The organism is Alteromonas sp. (genome assembly GCF_984505615.1).
In genome coordinates, this window is record NZ_CFHOXV010000018.1 from 39,891 (window position 1) to 65,956 (window position 26,066).

Annotated in this window: 20 protein-coding genes and 1 pseudogene; 12 read left to right on the plus strand and 9 right to left on the minus strand. The window is 48.4% G+C overall.

All coding sequences use genetic code 11. From position 1 onward, the window contains the following. Window positions 1-222: 222 nt before the first annotated feature. Complete coding sequence (locus AC4PME_RS11605) at window positions 223-1,200, plus strand: class 1 fructose-bisphosphatase (protein WP_491045968.1); 978 nt, start codon at window positions 223-225, stop codon at window positions 1,198-1,200. A 173-nt stretch (window positions 1,201-1,373) separates the two neighbouring features. After that, on the plus strand, window positions 1,374-1,907 hold the full coding sequence (ppa, locus tag AC4PME_RS11610) for an inorganic diphosphatase (protein ID WP_119499810.1): 534 nt from the start codon (window positions 1,374-1,376) through the stop codon (window positions 1,905-1,907). A gap of 51 nt (window positions 1,908-1,958) precedes the next feature. Here the strand turns inward: ppa and AC4PME_RS11615 are convergent, their stop codons facing one another. The 5 genes from AC4PME_RS11615 to AC4PME_RS11635 are packed head-to-tail and all read right to left on the minus strand — an operon-like array spanning window position 1,959 to window position 9,665. Continuing rightward, window positions 1,959-3,932, minus strand: a complete 1,974-nt coding sequence (locus tag AC4PME_RS11615; RefSeq protein WP_491045967.1) for a hypothetical protein — start codon at window positions 3,930-3,932, stop codon at window positions 1,959-1,961. Continuing rightward, window positions 3,932-5,374, minus strand: a complete 1,443-nt coding sequence (locus AC4PME_RS11620; protein ID WP_491045966.1) for a hypothetical protein — start codon at window positions 5,372-5,374, stop codon at window positions 3,932-3,934. The genes AC4PME_RS11615 and AC4PME_RS11620 overlap by 1 nt, the downstream gene beginning before the upstream one ends. A gap of 52 nt (window positions 5,375-5,426) precedes the next feature. Beyond that, complete coding sequence (locus AC4PME_RS11625; RefSeq protein ID WP_491045965.1) at window positions 5,427-7,523, minus strand: TonB-dependent receptor; 2,097 nt, start codon at window positions 7,521-7,523, stop codon at window positions 5,427-5,429. After that, window positions 7,507-9,006, minus strand: coding sequence for an ATP-binding protein (locus tag AC4PME_RS11630; protein ID WP_491045998.1), 1,500 nt, complete (start codon window positions 9,004-9,006; stop codon window positions 7,507-7,509). The genes AC4PME_RS11625 and AC4PME_RS11630 overlap by 17 nt, the downstream gene beginning before the upstream one ends. Beyond that, window positions 9,006-9,665, minus strand: a complete 660-nt coding sequence (locus AC4PME_RS11635; RefSeq protein ID WP_491045964.1) for a response regulator transcription factor — start codon at window positions 9,663-9,665, stop codon at window positions 9,006-9,008. The genes AC4PME_RS11630 and AC4PME_RS11635 overlap by 1 nt, the downstream gene beginning before the upstream one ends. A gap of 714 nt (window positions 9,666-10,379) precedes the next feature. Here AC4PME_RS11635 and AC4PME_RS11640 point away from each other — a divergent pair. Further along, window positions 10,380-11,405 (plus strand): sensor histidine kinase, encoded by a 1,026-nt coding sequence (locus AC4PME_RS11640; RefSeq protein WP_491045963.1) that lies wholly within the window; start codon window positions 10,380-10,382, stop codon window positions 11,403-11,405. Between the two features lie 169 nt (window positions 11,406-11,574). After that, on the plus strand, window positions 11,575-13,155 hold the full coding sequence (locus AC4PME_RS11645) for a methyl-accepting chemotaxis protein (protein ID WP_491045962.1): 1,581 nt from the start codon (window positions 11,575-11,577) through the stop codon (window positions 13,153-13,155). A gap of 7 nt (window positions 13,156-13,162) precedes the next feature. On the opposite strand, the gene AC4PME_RS11650 is transcribed toward AC4PME_RS11645, so the two are convergent. Further along, window positions 13,163-13,456: a YebG family protein gene (locus tag AC4PME_RS11650; protein ID WP_119499813.1), complete on the minus strand. Its 294-nt coding sequence runs from the start codon at window positions 13,454-13,456 to the stop codon at window positions 13,163-13,165. A 100-nt stretch (window positions 13,457-13,556) separates the two neighbouring features. On the opposite strand from AC4PME_RS11650, the gene AC4PME_RS11655 reads away from it, so the two are divergent. From AC4PME_RS11655 to AC4PME_RS11670, 4 genes are all read left to right on the plus strand, one after another. Then, the gene (locus AC4PME_RS11655; protein WP_119499814.1) at window positions 13,557-13,973 is read left to right on the plus strand and encodes a S24 family peptidase; all 417 of its coding nucleotides are present in this window, start codon (window positions 13,557-13,559) and stop codon (window positions 13,971-13,973) included. Beyond that, the gene (locus AC4PME_RS11660; RefSeq protein WP_491045961.1) at window positions 13,961-15,217 is read left to right on the plus strand and encodes a Y-family DNA polymerase; all 1,257 of its coding nucleotides are present in this window, start codon (window positions 13,961-13,963) and stop codon (window positions 15,215-15,217) included. The genes AC4PME_RS11655 and AC4PME_RS11660 overlap by 13 nt, the downstream gene beginning before the upstream one ends. Window positions 15,218-15,301: 84 nt before the next feature. Further along, window positions 15,302-15,811 carry an HAD family hydrolase gene (locus AC4PME_RS11665; RefSeq protein ID WP_491045960.1) on the plus strand — a complete coding sequence of 170 codons (510 nt, stop codon included), beginning with the start codon at window positions 15,302-15,304 and terminating at the stop codon, window positions 15,809-15,811. 276 nt (window positions 15,812-16,087) lie between these two features. After that, window positions 16,088-20,002, plus strand: a complete 3,915-nt coding sequence (locus tag AC4PME_RS11670; RefSeq protein ID WP_491045959.1) for a hybrid sensor histidine kinase/response regulator transcription factor — start codon at window positions 16,088-16,090, stop codon at window positions 20,000-20,002. Between the two features lie 28 nt (window positions 20,003-20,030). Here the strand turns inward: AC4PME_RS11670 and AC4PME_RS11675 are convergent, their stop codons facing one another. Continuing rightward, window positions 20,031-20,951: a LysR family transcriptional regulator gene (locus tag AC4PME_RS11675; RefSeq protein ID WP_491045958.1), complete on the minus strand. Its 921-nt coding sequence runs from the start codon at window positions 20,949-20,951 to the stop codon at window positions 20,031-20,033. Between the two features lie 112 nt (window positions 20,952-21,063). On the opposite strand from AC4PME_RS11675, the gene AC4PME_RS11680 reads away from it, so the two are divergent. After that, on the plus strand, window positions 21,064-21,660 hold the full coding sequence (locus AC4PME_RS11680; RefSeq protein WP_491045957.1) for a glutathione S-transferase family protein: 597 nt from the start codon (window positions 21,064-21,066) through the stop codon (window positions 21,658-21,660). A gap of 10 nt (window positions 21,661-21,670) precedes the next feature. On the opposite strand, the gene AC4PME_RS11685 is transcribed toward AC4PME_RS11680, so the two are convergent. Further along, window positions 21,671-21,961, minus strand: coding sequence for a hypothetical protein (locus AC4PME_RS11685; protein ID WP_491045956.1), 291 nt, complete (start codon window positions 21,959-21,961; stop codon window positions 21,671-21,673). 20 nt (window positions 21,962-21,981) lie between these two features. On the opposite strand from AC4PME_RS11685, the pseudogene AC4PME_RS11690 reads away from it, so the two are divergent. Next, window positions 21,982-23,269, plus strand: a pseudogene (locus AC4PME_RS11690) (ammonium transporter). Between the two features lie 31 nt (window positions 23,270-23,300). On the opposite strand, the gene AC4PME_RS11695 reads toward AC4PME_RS11690, so the two are convergent. Beyond that, window positions 23,301-24,230, minus strand: coding sequence for a DMT family transporter (locus tag AC4PME_RS11695; RefSeq protein ID WP_491226093.1), 930 nt, complete (start codon window positions 24,228-24,230; stop codon window positions 23,301-23,303). A gap of 102 nt (window positions 24,231-24,332) precedes the next feature. Here AC4PME_RS11695 and AC4PME_RS11700 point away from each other — a divergent pair, with 102 nt between their 5' ends. Continuing rightward, window positions 24,333-25,229, plus strand: a complete 897-nt coding sequence (locus tag AC4PME_RS11700; protein ID WP_491045954.1) for a LysR family transcriptional regulator — start codon at window positions 24,333-24,335, stop codon at window positions 25,227-25,229. An 88-nt stretch (window positions 25,230-25,317) separates the two neighbouring features. Next, entirely contained in the window at window positions 25,318-26,061 is a 744-nt protein-coding gene (locus AC4PME_RS11705) for a sugar-binding protein (RefSeq protein ID WP_491045953.1), read from the plus strand. Window positions 26,062-26,066: the final 5 nt, after the last annotated feature.

The window sequence follows — 26,066 nt, forward strand, 5'->3', positions numbered from 1 at the left end:
ACGCCAATACCAGAGTACGCGGCAATGTAAGAATAAGCCGTTTCCCTGTGGTCCATTCGCGGTTACAATCGTTTTAATTACATTTGCTACCAGCCAGTGGAACGAAAACACCGGCATACAATAATAAAGCAAAGTGATTCAGATTGGCTTTTGGACACTGGCGGGAATGCCGGCGCAAAGCGAATCATTACCCTACATAAATAAACAAGGCTATTGCACACAATGAAACGTTTAAATTCTCAACTACAACAAGACGGCGCTCCTCTTGAGCTTATTTTGCTTATCCGTACATTGCTGGCGGGCTGTAAGGAAATTTCTTTCCGTGTCAGTCAGGGCGCTTTGGCGGGGGTATTAGGTTCGACGTTGAGTGAAAACGTTCAGGGGGAAACCCAAAAGAAGCTGGACGTGATTTCTAACCAGATATTGAAAGATACCTTACGGGATTCTGGCTATGTAAAAGCCATTTCTTCTGAAGAAGAAGACACGGTGGTACCGTGTAACCCTGAAGGTAACTACCTGGTGAGTTTTGACCCGCTGGATGGCTCGTCGAATACTGAAATCAACAGCCTGATTGGTACTATTTTCTCTATCGCCCATGCACCGCAGTGGATGGAGCCGGACGACCCGTCTGCGTTTTTACAGCCCGGTACACAAATGGTTGCTGCCGGTTATGTACTGTATGGTCCGTCAACCATGATGGCGCTGACTACCGGCCGTGGCACGCATATTTATACACTGGATAAAACCCACGGTGGTTTCCTGTTAACGCACCCTAATGTGCAGGTGCCTGAGCAAACATCCGAGTTTTCAATCAACGCGTCTAATCAGCGCCATTGGGAAGCGCCGATGAAAGCTTATATTGCTGACTTGCTGGCGGGCACAGACGGTCCCCGTGAAAAGAACTTCAACATGCGCTGGGTGGCGGCGATGGTGGGGGATATTCACCGTCTGCTTTGCCGGGGCGGTATTTTTATGTATCCCTATGACAACCGTAACCCGTCTAAAGCCGGTAAACTGCGTTTATTATACGAAGCCAACCCGATGGCATTTCTGATGGAACAGGCCGGTGGCCTGGCCGATACGGGGACAGGTCGTATCATGGAAGTGATGCCCACCGAAATTCATCAACGTGTACCGGTGATTTTAGGTTCCAAAGAAGAAGTGGAAACGTGCCTGAACTATCACGCTAAAGCGAAATAGCGCACATTCAGCACAAAAATACTGAAGACTGCTTAAGACTTGGGTCTTAAGCAGTTTTTATTTTACGGTAGTCACCGTATACTTAGGCGCGATTTTGCCGTGAAAGGGAATACAGTGTGTTTGTTTTCCCGGACAAATCCCGTTTTTAATTTAACAAATCAAAGGATTATTTCATGAGCCTTAACAACGTTCCTGCTGGTAAAGATATGCCAGAAGTGGTGAATGTCATCATCGAAATCCCAGCTCACGCTGACCCGGTAAAATATGAAGTAGACAAAGACACCGGTGCAATGTTTGTTGACCGTTTCATGGCTACCTGCATGCACTATCCGGTAAACTACGGCTACGTGAATAACACACTGTCTTTAGACGGTGACCCGGTTGACGTACTGGTTATGACGCCGTTCCCTATTATCAGCGGTTCCGTGATCAAGTGTCGTCCTGTTGGCGTTCTGAACATGACTGACGAGTCAGGTACTGATGCGAAAGTTCTGGCAGTGCCGGTAGACAAGCTGTCTACTATTTACCGCGACGTGAAAGACATCAACGACGTGCCAGAGCTGACTAAACAGCAAATTGAGCACTTCTTCTCTCACTATAAAGATCTGGAGCCTGGCAAGTGGGTTAAGATCGACGGCTGGGCAGATGCAGAAGCAGCGAAAGCTGAAATCGTATCCAGCGCCAAGCGTTACGAAGAAGGCAAATAAGCCCTTCTTTCCGCAGATTGAAAAAGCCCGGTTCGCCGGGCTTTTTAGTGTCTACCGGATAGTGATAACACCGGTGTAGTGACCGGCTTCCGGACTCACCGGCTTACCATTCACTGAAATGCTGGCAGGCGAACCGCCAGCGGACAGAATTGAAGCTCCTTTTTCGATTTGCAGCTCTGATACCAGTGCCGGGGATGTTACCTTCCATACAGAACCTGATTTCAGCGATACTTTGATATCATTCACGCCGTTGTAATGCTGCCGGTTAGCAACGTTGCCAAGGTAGTAATATTCTTCCATGGGGATGTGTGTTTTCTGGCTTCCGTGTTCATCAACATGGATCGCGCTGGTGGCACTGACCGTGCCGGTTAAACTGGCATTCTTATTAAGCGCTATGTTCAGATGGTCTCCGGGCTGACCTCCGGCATATCCGGTGGCATTAAATATATCACCGGTCAGCTTTGTATCTTCCAGTGTCAGAGAAACCTGCTGGCGTTTATCTGTGGATGGAGCCGCTGTTTCGTAATCAATGCCCGGATACCCTGCCGGTTCATTGAATACCGTATTGAAGTGGATTGCGACCTGAGAGTCCTGTTGCAGACCAACCAGCATATCGTCATTATCTATCATCTGCAGCAGCACGCCGTTTGCCGGTTCAAGTGTGCTGTCGCCTTTAACTGTAATATCCACGTTGCCGTCTTTCAGTAAAAAAACAGCGTTTCCTGTTTTCACCCTTGTCCTGCCATCCAGAACCAGTTTTCCGTCGCCATGAGACATCCAGCCGGCGAAATCAGAAGAAATCGTTGATGTTTTACCCTGACCCTTTATATCAGTGAACACTGCAGTTTCAGAAGGCTTTACGTCAAAAACAGGCTTGTCATTACCAAAGAAGTCTTTGACAGTTTTGCCGGTGGGAATTTGCTCTCTGGGGTAAATGGCCAGCGGCTCTTTGAAATTTGAAGCTCCGTAGTAAGCATCACCGTCGCGGATAATTCCGGCATAGGTGCCGGCATTAATCGTGACGCCATAGTAGAAGTGCTCTGAACCGAGAATATATGTACCGTAACCGCTGCCATACTTTGGGCTTAACGGGGTTTTCTCACCGGTGAGGGTCAATGAAGAGTCTACAACGGTCAGCAGCATTGCTGCGCCCAGGTCGGTAGACAATACTCCCCAGTTTGCTGCTTCTGCACGGGTTCTCACCATGGTGAAGGTTGTTTTATTTCCCATCATGTTGGTACCCCGCGCACTCCCTGTTATACCCAGTACCCAGGGGGGCGCAACCATAGCCGAAAAATCGGCACTGTTCGGATAGTCTTCGTACAGGTTGCCACCGTGGACTGAAAATTCCGAGTCCTCAATAAGAATATCCGCCCCGCCAAAGGCATAAAAAGCGAGTCTGGCGACGCCGCCTACTTCAATTTCAGAATCCGTGACAGTGAGTTTCGCGCCATTGTAAGCGGCTAATGCGGCTCCGTATCCACTGAAATCACTGCTGTCCAGACCGTTACTGTTTGAGTTAAATTTAAATACGGCATTTGATACATGGTATTCAATATCACCGTCTGCCATGATGCCATTAAAATTACCGCTGTCAGATTCAATCACCAGGCCAGTCGCTGATTTTGCGTCATAGCTGCCAGCGGAAATTGCTTGTGTTACCGAGCGGCCGGTATCCATGCCGTCACCGTTTATCAGAAGCGCAGTGCGGAAGTTATCAACGCCCCGGTCAGTCTCACCTGCGGGGCTGTGATGAAAGCGGGATGTGATAACGAGTTCGACATTTTTATACGTGCCGGGCTTCATTGCCGTCTCAACACCGTTAGCGAGCATCGTAACTGCTTTCCCCGGCCTGATAATTTGCGCCCCGGGCGCGATAGTCAGTGTACTTAAGCGGGTATTTTGAAACACCGGCTTTACTTCACCGGCTTTGAGAACGAGTGAATCCGCAGTTTGCTCAAGGGCAATGCAAGACATCGTGAAGAAGGCCGCACCTGTCAGTGCCGTTTTGAGTGCGTAATGCATTATAAGATTCCTTTCGTTGAGGTAGCGGCTGCGACAATAATTTCGCTGTTATTTTCTTTCCTGATAATGCGCGGAACTGACGGTGAGTCAGACAGCACGGTGGCCATCACTTTGACACCGGGTTGCGGCGCTATTCTGTCCAGCACAGCGGGGTCTGTGATTACAACGGTACTGTCTTCTGTAGCATGCCACAGGCTGTCTTCATTGACAGAAAGCGTGACATTTTGCATCGCGCCATGGATGCTGCTGCCGGCCTTTAAGCTGACTGCCAGTGATCGTTCTGAATCTTCATTGATGATATTTCCGCTAAGCTGGCTGGCAGAAATGGTTACCGCTGAGCCGGGGACAGGTTTACCTCCGGTTCGCGTTCTGTGCGGGTCGTCGTTAATTTTTGCCTGTATCAGTTTTCCGTCACCGGCGATGATTTCCGTACCGGTGAGGGTGATGTCTGCATTGGCACTTTTTATCAAAAGTGCCGTTCCCTGACTGACGTGTTTGCCGCCTTCTATGATCAGCTTGCCTTGCTCCATGGGGTTGCCCATTACCGAATGAATCATCATCACATTAGCGCCCGACGAAGATGTTGAGGCGTTAAGTTGCATTTCTGCTGCACCGGCAATAACTCCCGTATAAGTGGCTGAGTGAAGTTCGGATGAATTGATAACCACTCTCGCTCCGAAATCCGCATAGGCTCCGTATCCGGAGTTATTTACCTTGACGATACTGTCATTCACCTCCAGGTAAGCTTCTCCGCCGGAAGCATCGGTGGACAAAGCTCCCCAGCCATCGGCTTCGAACGTGCAATTATAAAAATAACTGCGGGCGTTACTCATTGTGAGATGAGTTCTGGCAGTTCCCTTAATGCCCAGCGGTGCCGGAGGCTCTTTCATGCCCGGACCAATAACAGGAACATAATCATCAGGCAGTTTGCCGCCATGGGAAACAAAATGGCTGTTGAAAGCTTTTAGTGTGGCCCGTTCAGCGGAAACCAGTGCGCTGGAAATCACGCCTGAGGTTTCAATGCTTGAGTCGTATATTGAGACGATTCCCTCTGCGGCGAGTAGTCCTGCTCCTTTGGCCAGAAAGTCATTGCTGCCACCGCCATCTGAAGAAATGGTCATATCGCGGATGGTGACATTCGATTTAACGCCGGTAACCAGCACCGGGTTCACATCCGCTTTGCTATTCGACACGGACAGATGTGAAACCGTATTTTGTGATAGCGAGGTATCGCTTCCTTTGTTTATGCGTCCGGTAACGGTAAGACGGTCATTGTCTATATGCAGTATGGACTGATACTGCGTATCTTTAATTGAAGGCATGGCAGGCGGCGGGCCGGGCATGGCTTCCTGAGCTGTGCCGTTGAACGCCGTGGTCGCCAGCGCCAGTGAGAGCGCAGCAGCGGCTAAACGTCGCGAAAATCCTGATTCAGAAGAGAGCATAGTAATTCCTTGTTGAAAACGATGGCCCGCGCCGGCAGGCCGGAAAGTGAAATCAGAAGCGGTAATTCGCCGTAATACCGAATTCTCTTGGTGCACCCGGAATGGAATAACCAACGAAATAGGCGGTTTTGATGGCTTCATCCGCGATGTTTTTGACGAAGGCAGAAACGGACAGGTTGTCGTCTGCGCTATGCCAGGTCACTGTGAAGTCTCCGGTGAGATAGCCCTCCTGCAATGCAGCAGGCTGATTGCTGGGAGCCACGTATTGTTCTGATACATATCTGATGTCCAGGCGCGGGACGACATACCAGCCTCCTTCTCCTTCCAGCAGTAATTCATAGCCACCTTTCAGTGTCCATTCAGGAGAGTGGGGGAGTCGTTCTCCGTTGAAATTCAGTGCTGTGGCACTGAGTGCAGCACAGGCTGCGTCTGCTTCACCGGCATAGCCGAAAGGATTCAGGCAGAGATCTGAGGTAATTTCAGAATTAAGGTAAGCCAGCGACAGATTCAGTGTGCTGTATTCTGTCGGAGCCGCCAGCAATTCAAATTCCCCGCCCCAGTTCGTAGCATCAGCATTGTAAAAAACGAGATTCGACCCGGTGGCTGTGATAAAGAAATCGACGATCTGGAAGTCTTCGTAGTCGTAATAAAACAGGCTGGAATTCAACTGTAATCTGTTGTCCATAAGCCGTGTTTTTATGCCGCCTTCATAAGACAACAGATCCTCTGGCACGATGGTGTCGCCGTTAAACGGATTTACCCCGCCGGGCCTGAATCCGGTAGCTGCCTGAGCAAACAGTAACGTATCTTCAGACACGTTATGCTCGATACCCAGTTTCCAGTCGAAAAAGTTATCTTCCCGTACGCCGGTATACAGGTTTACCGGCGGCGGAGCTGTGCCCTGAGCCTCCCGTGAGTCTTTGGTGTAACGGGCGCCGGTGGTCAGCCGCCAGTCGTCACTTAAAGGGAATGTTGCCTGTGCAAAAATAGCATCCGAATCGCCGGTGTTATTGCTGAACTCAGCGGTGTCAGCAACAGAGCCATCGGTGTTCAGTACAAATGCTTCTGTGTACTGTTCATAATCATAATGATAGTAGCCAAATACCCATTCAACCGGTGCGCCGGGTAAGCTGGCGTAACGAATTTCCAGCGCATTCTGTTCTACATTTTTCGGGTCATAACCACTTGAACCACGTCCGCCGAAAAAGCCCTCATTAGTCCCCGAAGCCTCCTGATAGGATGGCAGAATAGTGAGTGTTCCTGCTCCCAGTTTCCAGTCGGCTTTCAGGTAGTATTTGTCTGCCGTGTAGTCCTGTCCGTCACCAATGTCCGGATCGGCTGTTGTGTAGTAAAGCCCGGCGTCCCAGTTACTGTCTTCCACACCGCCACTTCCCATACCACCCAGATGAATGCGGTCGTATCCTGCCAGAATGCGCAGGTCATCATTCGGTTGATAAAGCAGCTTGATACGTTGACCATTGCCGCTCATATCCGCATGCCCGTTAGATAAATAACCATCGCGGTCAACGCCTGTTGCGGCAACGCGGACAGCCAGAGTGTCTGACAGGGGGATATTGATGGCGCCTTCAGCCCGTTTAAAGCTGTAATTTCCCAGGCTCCCGGTGACATGACCTTTTACTTCATCCAGAGTGGGATCTTTGGAAATAAAGTTAACGACGCCTGCAGTGGCATTTCTTCCATACAATGTTCCCTGGGGGCCGCGCATTACCTCCACACGGTCAAGGTCGTAAAAGCCCAGCAGGCCGGCTTCCGCACGGATGGAGTACACTTCGTCATAATTGGTAGAAACCGAACTTTCCCCGACGCCCGGCGGTAAGTCTGAGCCCAGGCCGCGAATGGCGATCACCTGACCCCGCGCTGCGCCCTGTACTTCCACACCGGCCACATTCGACAGAATATCGCTGGCAGAGACCCTCGCAGCCTGTGAAATTTGTTCTTCATCTACGACTGCCATACTGGCAGGCACTTCCTGTATGGACTTCACGGTTTTGGACGACGTGACAATGATGGTTTCAATTTCGCCTGAATTTTCAGGGGAAGTTTGTGCGTGCGCCTGAGTAAAGGCACAGGTTATCGCTGAAGCAAGCAGCGTTAAGGTCAGGCAGGGCGGCTTAAATAAGTGCGTCATGGATGTGTTCCTTGTTGTTCTTTGATGCGGTAGTTACTGTGTTTTGTTGTGCCACTGGCAAAGTGACGGTAAAGGTGGTGATGTTGTCGTGACTGCGGACGCTGACAGCGCCTTTGTACTCTGCGACGATTTTTTTAACGATTGTCAGTCCCAGACCGGCATGACTGTTAGTGGTGTCTCGGGCCGGGTCGGCTCTGTAGAAACGGTCAAACATGCAGCGCAGAGTTTCTGCGGACAGTGTTGGCCCGGCATTAATGACATCAATGACGAGCTGACCCGGCAATGAAGCGCAGGCTGAGGACTGAATGACGATGTCAGTATCAGGTTCCCCGTAGGTAATCGCGTTACTGAGTAAGTTGGTAAAGAGTTGCTGAAGTGGAATTGCATCAATTTCCAGTAAGGTGCCGGCAGTCACATTGATAAGTTGCATACCTTTGAGCGCAGCCTGCTCCTGCAACTGGAATATACACTGGTCAACCGTAGCGGCGCACAGGGCCGGGGTTTCCTGCCGGCGTTCCTGTGACTCGTCCAGTTTTGCCAGAGACAATAGTGACTCGCTCAGGGTGCACAGGCGATCTGTTCTGCTAGATATGTCCTCCAGGGTCATTCTGTATTCATCAGCAGAACGCGGACGGGAAAGCGACGTTTGAATGCTGGTGCGTATCGCTGCCAGCGGTGTTCTCAGTTCATGCGCCGCATCAGCAACAAATTGCTTTTGCTTGCAAAAAGCAGTGTCCAGTCTGGCGAAAGTCTCGTTAAGTACGCCGGCAAGCTTACCTATTTCATCTTTCGTGTTATCTACGCTGATATGGCGGCTGATGGTATCTGCTGATATAGCTGAAGCCTGACAAGCCAGGGATTCCAGCGGGGAAATAATCGTATCCGTAATGCGTCTTACACCCCAGATAACAGCGACAAGCAATGCAGTACCTAACATCACTAACTGTTGGATCCATGCTATCTGTTCAGCATAGACAGGCTCTGATGACTGACCGACCAGCACAATGTCATCAGACGCCGTTACCTGATACGCTTCTCTGTCGCTTTCCTGCCATCTGAACATAACCGGTCCTTTGTCTGTGACTTCTGGCAATGATGCTGTAGCGGGGACATTCCGGCTCGCTACCAGGCGCTTTCCTTTTGAATCCCAGACGATGAAGTAAGCTTTCTCCTGTACCCAGCCTTCAGAAAACTGTTCGCTGCCGGGGCCAAGAAGCAGATCGTTAAGGCTCTGGGTTCTGGAATCATAAACTTTTGCCGTTTTATGTGGGGGCACTTGCCAGTCAGCTTTAGGTTTGTTGAACTCAAGGCTGTCTCTGGCTGCGAAGTGAACGGCGGCAAGTTTATGGGTCAAAGACGAGTCTATGCTGTTCATTCTTGCCTTATCATCAATAATGCAAAGACTGATACCCGCTACCAGAAGAATGATGGTAAACAGGCACGACATCCATAGCTGAAGACGAAACCGGATAGAATGGCCCATCACAAGTCATCTCCGATGAAGTAACCCAGTCCTCTGCGGGTTCGTATCAGTTCAGCTCCCAGTTTTTTGCGCAAACTGGAGATATGTACGTCAATCAGATTGGAAATCGTGTCGTCTTTTTCGTCGAACAGGTGTTCATAGAGTTCTGTTCGTGTAACGGTGTGACCTTTACGGCAGGCGAGGTGCGCGAAAATCACATATTCCCTGGCAGTGAGGTGAATTTCTTCACCGGAACGGGTGACGCGTTTGGCCTGTGTGTCCAGACAAACATCATTTATTTCTATGATTTGTGATGAATGACCCTGAGACCGCCGTATTACAGCCCGCAGTCTTGCCAGCAGTTCGTATAAATCAAAGGGTTTAGTGATATAGTCATCGGCTCCGCTGTCCAGCCCCGTAATACGTTCTTTCAGTCCGTCCAGTGCCGTTAACATAATTACCGGTACATGACTGAAGCGACGGATTCGCTCCAGCACTTTCCAGCCGGAGCAACCGGGCAGCATAATGTCCAGAATGACTGCATCGTAACTCCAGTTTTCGGCATGATAGACGGCGCTGTCTCCGTCGCTGGCAGTATCTACGGCGTAACACTCTTCACATAACGCCCGTGAAAGACTGCTGCATAGCAGTTCTTCATCTTCTACAAGAAGTATTCTCATTAGTTGCTCCTCTTGTCAGGCGTTGTTACATTTGTGTTAAATGCAACGTTACGCCCTGTTCCATTAAGCTGGGATTAAGACGGCTGTTAAGTTAATGGTTTGTTAACCATAACCAGTCTGCGGCGCCGCATGGATATTGGAAATTTGGAATTATCAATAGTGTTATTTGATGTGGCGGATAGGGGGGTACGGGATCGGGAGCGATCCTCCCGGACGGTATGTATTTGCCGGATCTCCTTGTTTGTGGATCAGGATTAGTAGGATTATTTCCACAAGCCAAACTTTTGTGGTATTGGTGGAAAGCAATCAAAAAAGAGTTGACTATTTATTATTGTCGAATTGATAGACACCGTACGGTTTCTGCGCTGCGATGGTATCAAAGGCTTTAATCTGTTGGCGCCGGAGGGGACTGGTAATACAGTCATCAACGCCATGTATACAAACAATGCACAAAGTTATCCACAGCCTTGTGCATAAAAAAGACTTGATTTGCGGGTAAAAATGATCAAAGCGATCTTTGGATCAAAGCGGAGGCCAAATGTTTTCGCGGCTGATTGTGATCCCGGTGTGTACTTTGGAATAAATTCGATGTTCAGGCCGGGTAGTTTGGACAACCCGGAGCTATGCTTTAGTTCAGGGTTTGTATATGATTTCAGAGCAGACTGTGAAATCCGTTGAACGCGCGGATTTGGCGTCCGGCTGCCGGAGATTAATGTGAGTTCAGATATTCAGAAGTTGCAGCAGCAAATTGCATTGTTGCAGAGAAAATTGAGTCGTGAGCAGCTGGCGCGTACGGCGGCTGAAGACATGCTCAATAATTACTCCCGCGATGCCTATCTGGCAAATCAAAACCTGCGTCGTGCTCTCAGCGAAACCCGCGCTATATATCATCAGTTGCTGTCTCAACTTCCTGACAGTGAGGCTGATACATTTAAACAGTCAGCCAAACCTTCCTCTGACAGCATAGCCATGGTGGACCGTATGACACTGCTTAGCCAGCTTGCTGCAGGTATTGCTCATGAAATTAATAACCCCATCGGCTTTATCAAAAGTAACTGTGAAATTCAGGAATATATGCTGAAGGATGTGTTCGATGCCTGGGATGAACTTAAGGATGAGTTAAAAAAGGGCGGCACCTCTGCAGCTAAATTACCCGCTGACATGGAGTTGAAATACTTGCTGCGGGATGTGAGAGAAATGCTTTCAGACATGCAAAAATCCTCTCTGGAAGGCGCTAACCGTATTGCTGAAATTGTTTCCTCACTGCAGATTTTTTCTTCTCCGGTTACCGTGGAACGTAACTGGGAAGATTTAGATGATCTTCTTGAGTTTGGTCTGGAGGAAATCATCAGGCGAATTCCTGCAAATGTTTCTCTTAATTTCGATGCGTCGGATTCCCGCTCACAGGTACTGGTTAACAGGAAGCAAATCAGGCAGGTGCTTGAGGCAGTAGTTGAAAACGCAATTGATGCCTGTGTATCCGGCGGCACAATCAGTATCGCTGTAGCTGATCTGCCGGGCGCAGTTAAAGTGTTTATAAAAGACAATGGTGAAGGAATAAAGCCTGAGCACATGCCATTAATCTTTACGCCTTTCTTCACTACCCGCCCTCCCGGCAGCGGCACAGGTCTTGGCCTTTCTGTGGCCCAGGCTTTGATGGAATCTCATAATGGCTGGATAGATATTCAGAGCGATACCGGTTCCGGAACCACTGTGACCCTCAATTTCCCTCTGCAGTGATAACTCTGTGTATTTACATTAGTAAATGCTGACTTTTCAAACTCAGTTCCGGGCTGTAAACTCCCTTCCCTCTTTTTTTAAAGGTCAATTACTCGAAAGTCTAAATATAGGCTAAGGTTAAGGTGACCCTTAACCAATTTCTGAGAAAGCAGGGATGTGAGTCAATTATATGCGAAATAATCAACCGGTTACCCAGAAGCTTTATAACATTCCTCAGCACTACCGGCTCATTTCATCTACCGATAAACGTGGTGTGATCTCGCACTGCAATGATGAGTTCGTTGAAGTCAGTGGTTTCAGCCGTGATGAACTGATTGGAAAAAACCATAATATTGTACGTCATCCGGACATGCCGCCGGGTGTGTTCGGCGAAATGTGGGATACCTTATCTGCCGGCAATATCTGGATGGGACTGGTAAAAAACCGGCGCAAGAACGGAGATCATTACTGGGTTTCGGCTTTCGTGACCCCGGTTTTTGAAAATTCTCAGATCACGGGTTATGAATCAGTTCGTGTGCCGGCCTTGCCGGACGAAATTGCCCGTGCAGAATACCGTTACGAGCGGCTACGTGAAGGTAAGTCCAGTACGTCAACCGGTGAACTGGCCGTTCACTACATGAAAAATTACCTGCCATTTATCGTAATGGGGCTTATTACCGTAGCGGCTTTATTCGCCACAACGGGTGTGTTGCCTGCTGTTATCGCTGCCGCAGGTTTCGCGCTGTGTAGTTTCTGGATGGCCTCTAAAATTAAAGGTGACTGGCAGGCGCTTATTGATATTTCTCCGGACAGCTATTCGAATCCGGTGGTATCGCAAACCTATTTTGCCGACTTCGGTAACCGGTCACGTGCCAAACTGGTTCTGGGATGCGAGCTTGCGCGCAGCCGTACAGCCCTTGCCCGCATTCAGGATGCTGCCGCGGGGCTGGATACGATTGCTAACACCACTCATCAGCAGGCCGAAATCACCAGTACGGCTGTCGTGCAGCAAAACGAGGCAACGCAAAACATTGCTTCAGCCGTTAACGAGATGTCGCAGGCTATTCAAAGCGTATCAGAGCGGGTTGATATGAATGCAGACAGCGCCCGCTCTGCTTCTAAAAATGTGGAAGCCGGTAATCAGAAAGCGGATGAAGCGTTATCTGCCATCATGGCACTGAAAGAAGCGGTCAGTTCTATTTCGGTCACCGTGCAGGAACTGGCGCAGTCCACGAATGATATTGGTGAAGCTGCCAGTTTGATATCGACCATTGCTGAACAGACAAATCTGCTGGCACTGAACGCTGCCATTGAAGCTGCCCGCGCCGGCGAGCAGGGACGAGGCTTCGCTGTGGTCGCTGATGAAGTACGGTCACTGGCGTCAAAAACCAGAGAGTCCACAGATAAAATTCATAATATTATCCATGTTCTGGCTGAGCGGTCAGAACGTGCTGTTAGAGTATCCAATGACGGTATGGCGTCAGCCGAGCAGGGCACGGCCATTGTCGAAGATACCCGTAAAACACTGGCAGATATTAATCAGGCCGTGAGTGTTATTGCAGATCAAACCTTCGAAATGGCCTCCGCAGTAGAGCAGCAAAGTTCTGTTGCAGAACACATCAATCAGCAAGTCGTAGAAATTGCCGATGGTGCCAAAGATACCCAGCGGGCATCTGAATCATCTTTAGATGCCAGCCAGCGTCTGCGTAAAACCGTTAACGAAGTTCACTCGGTTATCACCCGCTTTACCAATAAGCGGAATGTGGTGTAACCCGCTTTTAGTTCTTACTGTTTGCCTGTAGCTTTACCACTTCTGCTGATTCGGCGTCGAGGACGTCATCAGCAGAAGCGCCTTTGAGCAATTTGCCGACGGCATCTTTATTCTTTGCCAGCATGACAGACAGATTCTCAATCACGTCGTCTTCCAGCTTGATACCTTTCGCACCGATGTAAGCAGCCAGATTGTCTGCCGCATCCAGCATTTTGTCATACTGATCAGCTTCCTTCTTGTCTGTAGTGACCAACTTTTCTACCCCTTTATGCGAAACAACATATTGCACTGTAATAGCCATGATGGTTCTCCGATGTCGAACGTAAAATGAAATTTAATTTTAACCTGATTCATAATTACTGTATAAATAAACAGTATCTGAGGCAACTGTTTTTTGTACTATGTTGAGAATTATTCCGGTTATTGCACAGGCTGGTATCACCGGCTTCGAGTCCCCGGCTGCCGAATACCGTCAGCTTGGGCTTGATCTCGACGAGCTGCTTATCGACCATCCCACTGCTACATTTATTGGCCAGGCACAGGGAGAGTCGATGACCGGCGTGGGCATATTCGATGGCGATTTACTCATTGTCGACCGCGCTGCTGCACCCACTTCGCTGGATGTAGTAGTGGCTAATTTGAATGGTGTGTTTGTGTGTAAGCTGTTCGATCGCAAAGCTATGGTTCTGGTATCGCCCGGCAAACATCAGCAGCCTTACGTGTTGGGGGAGGGAGATACCTTCGAAGAAGAAGGCATTGTTGTCCGTTCTGTCAGAATGCATCGCTATACCAGGCAGTTAAGACAATGTTTGCGTTAGTCGATGCCAACGGCTTTTATGCGTCCGCCGAAAAGGTGTTTGACCCCGCTATCCGTGACAAACCCGTGGTGGTACTGACAAACAACGATGGCTGCATTTGTGCGTTGTGCGATAAGGCCAAAGCTCTCGGCGTAAAGAAATTCGGCCCGTACTACAAGGTACAGAAACTGCTGGAACAAAAAGGGGCAGTGATCAGGTCGTCTAATTATGAACTGTATGACTATTTGTCCAACCAGATGATGAATATTGTTGGCGGTTTTGCGCCTCACCAGCATGTGTATTCTATCGACGAGTGCTTTTTGTATTTTGATAACTGGCAACCGCCGGAAGGATGGCACGCCTACGGTGAAACTATCAGGCGTGCTGTCTGGCAGCAGTTACGCCTGCCTGTAGGAGTGGGTTTCGGGCTTACGCCGACGCTGGCGAAGGTAGCCAGCCATGCGGGTAAAAGACTGGGAGATCAATCCGGCATTGCGGTGCTTGCTGAAAAGACACAGATCCAGCGCACCTTACAGGAAATGTCGCCGCAGGATGTGTGGGGGATTGGCCGGCGTATTGCGGAAAAGCTGGAAAGCAGTGGTGTGCGCTCTGCGTGGGAGCTTGCCTGCGCAGCGCCTAAAAGTATCCGCAAGCAATTCTCTGTAGAGATTGAACGTACCGTGCGGGAGCTTAACGGTGTTACCTGCATCGAATGGGAAAGTCATCGTCCTAAAAAACAGCAAATCTATGCTACCCGCGCTTTTGGCCATCCGGTTACGGACCATCAGAGTTTACGGCAGGCACTTTGCTGGCATGCTGAGCGGGTAGCTGAAAAGCTCAGGAAGCAAAATTGTACCGTGAAAACACTCACCCTGTTTGCCCATGCGAACCCTTTCGCTGCCAGCGGGCATTATCATAAAGCTGTACAGCACCGTTTTGCTATTGCCACCGCTGACACGCGAATGCTGTCAGAAGCCGCCGGTAATGCAGCTGATACATTATATAAAGAAGGCGTGTTGTTTCATAAGTGCGGCGTGGGAGCAATTGAAATTCAGGATGAAGATGTAAAGCAGCCGGATTTGTTCGCACAAAGCGAAGGGAATACAAAGCTGATGGCATGCATGGACGCCATTAACAGAAAATACGGCAGCAGTACCATTGGCATCGCGGCGAAAGGTGACCATCAACCCTGGCGAATGAAGCGGGCGTATTTGTCTCCTCAGTACACAACTAACTGGCGGCATTTACCCCAATGTCAGTGTTGATGACATAAATGTTAGATTCAAAAGCGACATGGTTCGTTACACTAGAGATGCAGCAGATGCCGGGCAACAAAGGAGAGAACAGAGATGAAGTTAGATTTGACGAATGTCAGCGGAGTGATATTTGATTTAGACGGTACGCTGGTGGAGTCTGTCCTCGACTTTTCTCAAATGCGCCGGGAAATAGGTTGCCCTGCCGGCGAAGATATCCTTACCTTTATCGATAACCTGCCTGATGAAACCTCAAGAGCATCGGCACATCAGGTTATTCTGGATCATGAAATGGCCGATGCTGAGAATGCGAAATGGCTGCCGGCAGGAAAATCCATGGTAGATGCCGTCATCAAAGCAGATCTGCCCGTTGCCATTGTTACCCGCAACTGCAAACAGGCCACAGCGCTTAAAATCAGCAATAACCAAATCCCCATTTCAACCGTGCTCACCCGCGAATGCGCCCCTGCCAAGCCCGATCCCACGGCACTACTTATGATTGCCGGACAATGGCAAATAGCCCCCGCACATATCCTTTATGTGGGAGACTATATCTACGATCAGCAGGCCGCAGAAAATGCGGGCATGCAGTGGTTGTTGGTTTAATCTAAACTTGAAGGATAAACAGGTAACTTAGGCGGAGCCTTTGGCACTACGGCCGAAGTCTGCTCCATTGTATTTGTCTCAGGTAACGTTCCTCCACTGATAAACTCTAAAATATCGGCATTACCCAACTCATCCGATGCGTTAATTTTATACAATATTTCCATTGTAATCTTCTCCATGTTTATGATTAATATAAATAAGAACTCATTAAAAGCGTGATGATTATCTCGTTTTCCAGAGCAATGGATTGTCTTAAAAGGTCATGGAGTGTCCAAAATGAAGTTTTTTGGTTTATTTGTCCTATTTTGTATATTAAATGTCTCATTAGGTGTAATTGCCTCCGGTTTCCAGTCTGAACTTGACTATTCCTACGAATCTCCTGACCTGACCATAGGTATTCCCTCTGCGATAATCGTATCGGAAGACGGTATCTGGACCGGCGGTGAGAATGGGTTAATGGATATAAGGGCCGGAGAATTATTAAAATTCTCAAAGGCAAAAAATAGTGCAGGGATATCGACATGGGTGACTGATATCGACCGCCTGAATAATCGCTATTTGCTCATAAGTGTTTATGGAAATGGCTTGTACTTAATGGATACAAGTAGCAACGAAGTAAGGCCTGTTAACACATCAGGTATTAAGAACAGAGGTTTTTGGAAAACAGATATCGGCCGCGACAAAATCATCGTTAGTACACTCTCTAACATCCACATTTATAATATTGCGACAATGCAGGAGAGTTCAAATTTAAGGGGTAAAGGAATTGTCATTGGTGACCAGGTCGTTGATTTGGCAGTGGACGATTCATCAGACGGAATATGGTGGATTGACAGAGATGAAGGACTTTTTTTCTATTCTTTTGCTAGCGAATCGTGGGCACAGTTTAATCTCTCAATCGAGCCTTCTCAAAAACTGCATACACTGACCATTGACGAAGAACACCTGTACATTGGCGCAGATAGTGGTGTGCTTATTTTTAATAAGATGACAAAAGGTGTGAGATTAGTCAGTTCCAAAAATATTTCCGACGAGGATTCACAACCAGTCCGTTCAATTTTCATCGATAAGAATGAGAAGGTATGGGTGGCAGCAGAAAATTTATATTATCTGGATTCGAAACAGGAACAACTGATAGCACACGAATTTTTGCAAGCTGAAAATGAGCTTCTTATAGTCACAGATATGGCTGAAGACAGATATGGGAATTTATTTGCAGTTGATACAACCCATGGCCTGGTTGTCCTTTCTGATTTAATCAAATCCATCTCCGCTACGAACCTGCCATTCACCGGGCAGGAGGTAATGTCTGTAGAATCCATGGCTAATTCAGATACTCTGCTTTCAAGAAATAATTCTCAAGTTGCTGTTACGAACATTTCGGAAGATAGCGAAATGGAGAATACTATTTTCCAGGTTGAAGGGAGAAGGGTGCTCTATGGGCATGAGGCTGTAAATCTGTTTGATGAAGAGTTTAACCTTTACCCGTTAGACGTAAAAGTAAACGAAAACTATTCTCCTTCAGGCATATCAGGAAAAATCGACGAAGTAGTTTTTAAGAGTGTTTTAGAGGCATTTGAGGTAGGCGGGATAATCTACGCGCTGGTTCAGGATTCAGAAGGGAACAAGTTGCTTAATCTCAGCCATGGCTACAAAGAAGTATTACCTTATTTCATTTCAAATATACGAAGAACGACAAATGATTCTTTAATCCTGACCGTCGACGGAGTGGGGATTTTCGAGATTGCAGGTAACTCCGGGATAAAGCAAATTGACTTCGGAATATCTCACCAATATCAGGTATATACATCTATTTATTCTGATAATGAAAGTTTACTAATCGGTACATCAGGTAACGGATTCCTCTTTAAAGATTTAATGTCAGGTGACGCTGGGATGAAAAATTCCGGCCCCGGATTCATTCGTGATGTTGTTTCCCTAGATAAATACTGGCTTGTAGCTGCAAACAACGGATTATTCGCTATTGGTAAAGAGCATGGAGAAAACATTTTTGTAGGAAAGAGCTTTGGAATTACCGATTCAGACTTTCAGTTTGACGGAATCGAGGTAACGAAGAACTTCATCTTAGTAAGGGGTGACAAGCAAAGTAATTTGCTTGAAAAAAATAGCTTTTTGGAAAATCTGAAGCAACTCAGTCAGAAAAAGCACAACATCGATACATCAAAGATAAAAATTGAAATTGCTGATAGTTCTGTGGAAACCCCAGGTAGCGAAAAGGGGATCTCCACTGTAGAAGACAGTTTTACAATTGGTCTTCCTGCGACAAATTATGTTGCCAGAGGTTTGCTTAGCTACGAATACAAATTGACTGGCAGAGATTCCGACTGGATCAAATTAGCTCCGGAAGAAAGAATAATCACTTTAAGCGAGCTTCCTGTTGATAGTTACTCGCTGAAGATCCGCATCCACGACCCCAGAAGCCATGTAGAGCAGCCTGTTACTACTATCCCATTGAACGTACTTCCACCGTGGTGGCGCACGTGGCAGGCAATGATGGTCTATCTGGTGATAGTTATTATTGGTATTTATCTCGCTTACAGAAGCTATTTGAAACGGGTTGATGAACAGGGGGCTATGCTTACAACGCTGGTAGAAGAGAAAAATAGTATCATTCAGGATACCAACCAGTTTATGCAGCGGATGCTGCGGAATAAACAACGTGCAATGGCGAATTTGTCACACGAAATCCGTACACCACTCACGCTTATACTCGGGCCTTTGAAGGAAGTGCTGGAAGCGCCGGATTCAGACAAAACGGTGGAGCGGATTGAGCTCGCTACGCGAAATGCAGACCGGATCAGTGTGCTGGTTGACCAGATGCTGGAACTGGAAAAACTGGAATACATCAAGACCCTGCCTCCCCAGCATTATGAGCTGGATCATGATATGCCCCGCATCATGTTTGACTTAAAAGCATACGCGGCGCTGAAGAAACACCAGTTAACATGGCAGTGCTCTGGCCAGAAGCGAATTACGTTATTCACTGACAGTCTCGAAAAAATTCTCAGTAACCTGGTCTCCAACGCAGTGAAATATACACCTGAAGGCGGAAAAATCGGAGTGTCGGTAAAACAACGGCAGTTGCAACTGGTCATCGAAGTCAGTGACAACGGAGCCGGCATGACTGAAGAGCAGGTGGATAAAATTTTCGAACGTTACACCCGCCTGGAAAATGAAGCCGAAGGCACAGGAGTGGGGCTGGCGCTGGTGAAGGAACTTGTTATTGCTAACGGCGGGCATATTAAAGTGGAATCTGAGCCCGGAGCCGGTTCCTGTTTTACCGTATTTTTGCCTATGACAGGATCAACAACAAAGTCGCAGGCCATGGCGAAGGAAGTGAAAGAAAACCCGGCACGTCATTACAACATCGATCGTGAACTGGCAGGTGAAGGAAAAGTCATTCTGGTAGTGGATGATAACGAGGAATTGCGCACCTATATCCGTGACCTGCTGGGAGGTGTTTATCGCTGTCTGATGGCATCGAATGGTAAGGAAGCGTTGGATATCGTTGCCAGAGCAAAGCCTGACCTTGTTCTGACTGACTATAAAATGCCGGATATGGATGGTCTGGCTTTCGCAAAAGCCCTGCGCAGAGATGACTCTCTGGCGAAAGTGCCGCTAATTTTCATGTCTGCCTTTGGCGATCCTAAAAGTATACGGCTGGCACTTGAAGCCGGTGCCGACAGCTATATGACCAAGCCGGTTGAGAAACCGCTGTTGCTATCCAGAATAAGTAATTTATTTGAACGCTACCAACCTGTGGAGCCGGAGGTGACTGAACATGTCACAGAGGAACCAGAGGACGAATTACCCGAATTTGAAAATGAGCAGGGACAGCGATTCTATTTTAAAGCACTGGAATTAATGGAAAAACATTACGGCGATGAAGATTTCACAAAACCTGTGTTCGCGGAAATGATGGCGGTCAGTGACAGGCATCTTCAGCGCTTGTTCCAGTCGTCTTTTGACAAGCCATTCAATGCCGTGATCAGAGAATTCAGACTTGAAAAGGCCAGAGGCATGCTGGAAGAGGGGATGCAAATTACCCAGATTTCCTACGATACGGGATTTGCTTCACCTTCCCATTTCAGCAGGGCTTTCAAAGATGTTTACCAAACAACGCCGTCGAAATATCAAAAAGAGCACTATCACTTCAAACGAAAGGCGTAGAAGCGGGGTAAGTTTTCCGTCCGGCCTTTTATCGCTCTTTCCCCGGTTCAGCTATTTGAATCAAATCCTGTTGCAACGGCCCTGTCAGCCAGTCCGTCATCGTCCGCAGTCGTTTCGTTTGCAGCTTTACCGGCGCATAGAGTAAGTGTACCGGCAGCGGGTGAGGCTCATAATCCGGAAGTATAATAACCAGTTTGCCTGCCTGCACCAGTTCCGCTACCTGATAGTGTAAAAAGCGACAAAATCCCACGCCACTGACACAAGCTTCTAACGCTGCATCTACCTGATTTGTGGTAAGACGGCTGCTGAGGGCAATCTTCTGACTCTTCCCGCCTTTTGTGAACATCCACTCTGACGGGCTTTCCAGTACGCTTAAATGAATTGCCGGCAAGCCGTTAAGTGATTCCGGTGACAATACGGACTGGTGAGCAGACAGGAATGCAGGGCTGGCACAAAGCACATGGCGCATGGTGCCCAGTTGTCTGGCAACCAGATTATGATTACCGATGCGTCCTATCCTTACCGCTACGTCTACACCTTCACTGAGCATATCCACCGGCCGGTCCAGCAGTAACAAATCTACCTGCATTTTCGGATACCGTGACAGATACTGGCTGATCTTAGGCATGACATGGCGTTTGCCAAAGGTAACCGGTGCCGTCACTGTGACTTTTCCCTGAGGTTCCGTTTGCCGGTCTGTCAGGCGACTCTCAGCTTCTATGATTTCGGCCAGTATTGTCTGGCAGCGGGTGTAGTATTCGCGTCCCTCATCAGTAATGACAATACTGCGGGTAGTGCGGTGAAATAACCGCACTTCGAGATGGTTTTCAAGGGCCGCCAGAGTGCGTACTACGGATGTCAGAGATGTGTTCAGGTGCTCTGCCGCCCCGGTCAGGCTGCCCTTGTCTGCGATGGTCACAAACACCTGCATGGCTTTAAACTTGTCCATAGCCCTTTCATTAGTGCGAAAAACGGTTTACTGAAATTAACTATCGCATCTTTATTGCGATATGCATACGGTTTAACGTGAAACAAATCGTTAACAACGTGGTGGAGAACACATGAAGCTTTATGATTTGGAATTATCAGGAAACTGTTACAAAGTGAGATTATTCGCGGCTCTGGCGAACATTGAGCTGGATATTGTGCCGGTGGATTTCATTAATGGTGAACACAAAAGTGATGCCATGCTTGCCCTGAATCCCTGGGGCGAAATTCCGGTGCTGACAGACGGCGATATTACGCTCAGAGATGCTCAGGCTATTCTTATTTATCTTGCCCGCAAGCACGACCTTGAAAGCTGGTTGCCGGCAGATGCTCAGGGTATGGCAGAAGTGCAGCAATGGTTGTCAGTGGCGTCGAACGAAATACAGCATGGTCCGAACGCCGCACGGCTGGTAGATAAATTTGGTTATGCGCTGGATAAAGCCACCACGCTGAATACCTCTGAGCGTATCTTGACGTTACTTGAACAGCGTTTGTCAGCGCACGACTGGCTGGCGCTGGAGCGTCCGACAATAGCCGATTGCGCGGTAATGCCATACGTGGCGCTGGCTCCGGAAGGCGGTGTGAGTTTATCCGATTACCCTGCTGTGAACCGTTGGATTGCACGTATCAAAGAATTGCCGGGGTTTGAACCTATGCCCGGAGTTGAATAATTCCCCGCTGTCATGCTGCGCCTGTCAGAAGGTGCAGCGTTTTACTCTGATGTCCTGCCTGATTATTGAACGAAAACACAGCAAACCATAAAGAATAGCTTAATAGTGCATAAATATTCATTAATTTAGACTTTTTACTAATACGAAGGTCAGGTATATTTTTGATAAAAATGCGTCTCGCAAAAAATAAAAGCAATAAGCGCGACAAGGAGGCGTTCCCGGTCCGGTAATCCGGCACGGGGTTGCAACCTACGATATGGAAATAAAAGACGCCACAAAGGCGCGATAAATCCAAACTCATTTAAAAATCAGGACATCATTATGCGTAACTGGCTTTTAGCTGTTGCTTTACTCTTGCCGTGCCCGGTATTTGCTCAGGCGTCTGCCGATACAGGCGATACCGCCTGGATCCTCACTTCAACTGCACTGGTACTGTTTATGACATTACCGGGGTTATCTTTCTTTTATGCTGGCCTGGTACGCAGCAAAAACGTGTTGTCGGTACTGATGCAATGTTTTGCTATTGCCTGCGGCGCATCGCTTATCTGGCTGATTGCCGGTTACAGCCTGGCGTTTGGTGAGGGAAACAGCTTCATCGGCGACTTCTCGAAAATGTTCTTGGATGGCGTGACGAAGGACAGTTTGTCCGGCACCATCCCTGAAGCATTATTTTTTATGTTCCAGCTCACATTTGCGGTTATTACACCTGCGCTGATGGTGGGCGGCTTTGCCGAGCGTATGAAGTTCTCTTCCGTACTGATATTTGCGCTGGTGTGGCTGGTACTGGTTTATCTGCCAGTTTGTCACTGGGTATGGGGCGGCGGCTGGCTGGCTGAAATGGGGCTGCTGGACTTTGCCGGTGGTACCGTTGTCCACATTACTGCAGGTGTGGGTGCGCTGGTGGCTGCACTGGTGATTGGAAACCGTACCGGCTATGGCAGTGCTTCCATGATCCCTCATAACCTGACGATGACCGTAGGTGGCGCAGGTATGTTATGGGTAGGCTGGTTCGGCTTCAACGGTGGTAGTGCTGTGGCTGCAAACGGTGATGCTGCAATGGCGATGCTGGTGACTCATATCAGTGCGGCAGCAGGTTCGCTGGCATGGATGACACTGGAATGGAAAAAAATACGGTAAGCCATCTGTACTGGGTATTGTCACCGGTATGGTTGCCGGACTGGGTACAATTACACCAGCTTCGGGATTCGTCGGCCCGGCGGCCGGTCTGGTTATCGGTTTATCTGCCGGTGTGATTTGTTTCTACTGCACGAACCTGATCAAACAGAAGTGGAAAATCGACGATTCTCTGGACGTTTTTCCTGTGCACGGTGTTGGCGGTATTCTGGGAACGTTCCTTGCCGGGATTTTCTGCTCGCCGGATTTAGGGCTGTTCAGCGGCTATGGTTTCGGTGGCGGCAACACCAGTATTTCAGAGCAGTTAACCGTGCAGGTGATTGGTATTGTGGCGGTATTTGCTTACACAGCCGTGGTCTCCTGGTTACTGCTTAAAGTGGTATCTGTGATGACTAACGGTCTGCGTGTGGATATGGAAACCGAGCAGAAAGGTCTGGATATCTCCAGCCACGAAGAGCGTGGATATAATCTGTAATCCCGCTGCTTTGTTGTGAAGAGACGCCGCGTTATGATACGCGGCGTTTTTGTAATTTCAGAAAGATAATGCCGGCGAGCACCAGAGACATGCCGGTGAGTTGTAATACTGTTATGGCTTCATCCAGCATAAGCCAGCCAAAAAACAGTGTCAGAACCGGTCCCAGAGTACTGATCATCACCAGCCGCGAAATCCCTATGTATTTCACCGCCCCGGACTGCAAAAACACCGGGAGTACGGTAGAAATCAAGGCCATTTGAAGACAAATCCAGTATATCTCTGCGGGTTGTCGTAATGCCTGAACGGGCAGGGCAATGAAGAAATGTAACTGCACGGCGAATATAGACACCAGCATCGCCAGAATCGAGAACGTTTTAGAACCCAGTTTTGTGATCAGGGGTTCGGAATAAGCCTGGTAGACTGCATAAGCGATGGCAGAGCCTGTCACCAGAGCTATGCCCAACAACGCCTTATCGCCATGAGGCATCAAAGCAATATCACTGACACAGGCACATAAAACACCGGCAAGACAAAGTAACATGGGGATCACCAGTTGCCGTTCGAAGCTTTTATTCAGAAAGAGGATGCCGATCAGAATGGTAAACACCGGGTAAGAAAAAAGGATGATTCGCTCCAGACCGGCAGAAATATACTCAAGTCCCATAAAATCCAGAATTGATGCGCCATAATAGCCAGCGACGCCAACCAGGCCGAGTAACAACCAGTCCTTTCCTGAAATTCCCCGCATATGCTTCACCGAAGCAAATCCGAAGATCAGGAACACCGGAAAGGAGAATAGCATTCGTAAAGACAGAAGGGTGATAGCGTCTACCTGAGCGACATCGTATGCCTGCTTAACGTATATCGCTTTCATTGAAAAGCCTGCGGCAGACAGTATCGCCAGTGTAAAACCAATATTTTGGCTTGAAATTAGTGAAGAAGGAAAGCGCATAATGATCATGTCCGGTAACGATGACCAATTCTGACACGGTAAGCCTTGCCGGATGAAGTGGCTTTATTTTACATTAGTGTTCGTAATATACGAATCCTTGGGTTGGTGTGTGTGAAATATAGTCTGATTGATCTGAAGCTGTTTGTGGCAGTTGCCGAACAGCGAAACTTAACGAAAGGGGCAGACATAGCATGCCTTGCTCCTTCTTCTGCAAGCCACCGCATTAAAAAGCTGGAAAAGGCGCTGGGCGTCGCTCTGCTGGAACGGGAGGCCAGAGGTGTGAGTTTAACCGTTGCCGGGGAAATACTTTTGCGCCACGCCAGACGTGTATTTGCCACCCTGGAGCAAATGCATTCTGATATTTCACCCTATACCAACGGTGCCCAGGCCCACGTGCGGCTGTGGGCAAACACCAATGCCATTCACACCTATCTGCCTGATGATATCGGGGCTTTTCTTGAGCTTTATCCGGCCGTTAGTATCTCCCTGGAAGAACACACCAGTGCAAAGATAGCCTCAGCCGTGGCAGAGGGGGATATCGAACTGGGAATCGTCGCTCAGCAGGATCAGAGTGCGGATGTAAGGCTGCACCCGTACAGGAAAGACAGACTTGTCATGGTAGTGCCTGATTCCCATCCCGTTGCCAGACAAAAAAGCGTGCGGTTTGCTCAGGTCCTCGAATACCCGTTTGTGCTGCTGGAGGAAGGCTCGGCTATTCATACTTTTACGATGAATAAGTCTGCAGTAGCGGGAGGGCATCTCAATATTCGCGCACAGGTTAAGAGTTTTGATGCGGTTTGCAGGATGGTCAGTACCGGTGTAGGCATTGGCCTTATACCGTATGACTCTGTGGTAAAAAGTCCTGAATTAAAGTTGAAAACTGTAGAGCTGGAAGAAGATTGGGCAGAAAGAGACTTAATGATCTGCACGCAACCGGAAGCCGTGTTAAGTGAAGCTGCGGCAGTGCTACTGCATTTCCTGACACAAAGAGCGGTGAAATCCGTCTGATCAGGGGTTCACATTATGTGCAGAGCGTGTAAAAATTCTGTGAATGTTATCGGTAACGTTAAGCGTATTTTCCACACAAGGAACCAGTATGTATAAAAAATTACTCACCGCGGGGGCGTTAAGCTTCAGCTTACTTTCTCCTGTTGGCATGGCGATGGATGCCACATTTGCCAAAAATGGTGTCACTGTAAATGGTGCCGGTGATGATGCTGTGTGGCAGGAAGCACAATGGCACCCGCTTGAACATTTGATGGTAGGAAGCATGCCATCAAAAGAAGATTTTTCCGGTCGTTTTAAACTGGCATGGGACGAGGGCAAGCTTTATCTGCTGGTGGAAATTGTGGATGATATTCTTATTGATACCCATCCCGATCCAAAGGATAAATACTGGGATGATGATTGCCTGGAAGTGTTCATAGACGAAGATGCATCAGGGGGTAATCACCAGTACAGTTATAATGCGTTTGCCTATCACATTGCGCTTGATGGCAATGCTGCTGACTTTGGTGACGAGAATGATGGTAATGGCGTGGTGTTGTTGAACGACCATGTGGAAAGTGAATGGCATCGCGATGAATCATCGCCGTATACTATTACCTGGGAAGTGGCGATTGATATTTATGATGATTCATTCAGTACCGCTAAGCCGGGCGAACCGCTGTCATTAAAAGAAGGTAAGATAATGGGGTTTATGCTGGCATACTGCGATAACGACGGCAGCCCGGAGCGCGAACACTTTGTGGGTTCTCACGAAATTACGCCGGTTAACGGTGATAAAAACCTGGGTTTCATTGATGCCTCGGTGTTTGGCAAAATTACGCTGGTGAAGTAATCAGG

Bases quoted from the DNA above. Each gene is read 5' to 3' on its own strand.
- AC4PME_RS11605 (WP_491045968.1), top strand. From the start codon at position 223: ATGAAACGTTTAAATTCTCAACTACAACAAGACGGCGCTCCTCTTGAG.
- ppa (WP_119499810.1), top strand. From the start codon at position 1,374: ATGAGCCTTAACAACGTTCCTGCTGGTAAAGATATGCCAGAAGTGGTG.
- AC4PME_RS11615 (WP_491045967.1), bottom strand. From the start codon at position 3,932: ATGCATTACGCACTCAAAACGGCACTGACAGGTGCGGCCTTCTTCACG.
- AC4PME_RS11620 (WP_491045966.1), bottom strand. From the start codon at position 5,374: ATGCTCTCTTCTGAATCAGGATTTTCGCGACGTTTAGCCGCTGCTGCG.
- AC4PME_RS11625 (WP_491045965.1), bottom strand. From the start codon at position 7,523: ATGACGCACTTATTTAAGCCGCCCTGCCTGACCTTAACGCTGCTTGCT.
- AC4PME_RS11630 (WP_491045998.1), bottom strand. From the start codon at position 9,006: ATGGGCCATTCTATCCGGTTTCGTCTTCAGCTATGGATGTCGTGCCTG.
- AC4PME_RS11635 (WP_491045964.1), bottom strand. From the start codon at position 9,665: ATGAGAATACTTCTTGTAGAAGATGAAGAACTGCTATGCAGCAGTCTT.
- AC4PME_RS11645 (WP_491045962.1), top strand. From the start codon at position 11,575: ATGCGAAATAATCAACCGGTTACCCAGAAGCTTTATAACATTCCTCAG.
- AC4PME_RS11650 (WP_119499813.1), bottom strand. From the start codon at position 13,456: ATGGCTATTACAGTGCAATATGTTGTTTCGCATAAAGGGGTAGAAAAG.
- AC4PME_RS11655 (WP_119499814.1), top strand. From the start codon at position 13,557: ATGTTGAGAATTATTCCGGTTATTGCACAGGCTGGTATCACCGGCTTC.
- AC4PME_RS11660 (WP_491045961.1), top strand. From the start codon at position 13,961: ATGTTTGCGTTAGTCGATGCCAACGGCTTTTATGCGTCCGCCGAAAAG.
- AC4PME_RS11665 (WP_491045960.1), top strand. From the start codon at position 15,302: ATGAAGTTAGATTTGACGAATGTCAGCGGAGTGATATTTGATTTAGAC.
- AC4PME_RS11670 (WP_491045959.1), top strand. From the start codon at position 16,088: ATGAAGTTTTTTGGTTTATTTGTCCTATTTTGTATATTAAATGTCTCA.
- AC4PME_RS11675 (WP_491045958.1), bottom strand. From the start codon at position 20,951: ATGGACAAGTTTAAAGCCATGCAGGTGTTTGTGACCATCGCAGACAAG.
- AC4PME_RS11680 (WP_491045957.1), top strand. From the start codon at position 21,064: ATGAAGCTTTATGATTTGGAATTATCAGGAAACTGTTACAAAGTGAGA.
- AC4PME_RS11685 (WP_491045956.1), bottom strand. From the start codon at position 21,961: ATGAGTTTGGATTTATCGCGCCTTTGTGGCGTCTTTTATTTCCATATC.
- AC4PME_RS11695 (WP_491226093.1), bottom strand. From the start codon at position 24,230: ATGATCATTATGCGCTTTCCTTCTTCACTAATTTCAAGCCAAAATATT.
- AC4PME_RS11705 (WP_491045953.1), top strand. From the start codon at position 25,318: ATGTATAAAAAATTACTCACCGCGGGGGCGTTAAGCTTCAGCTTACTT.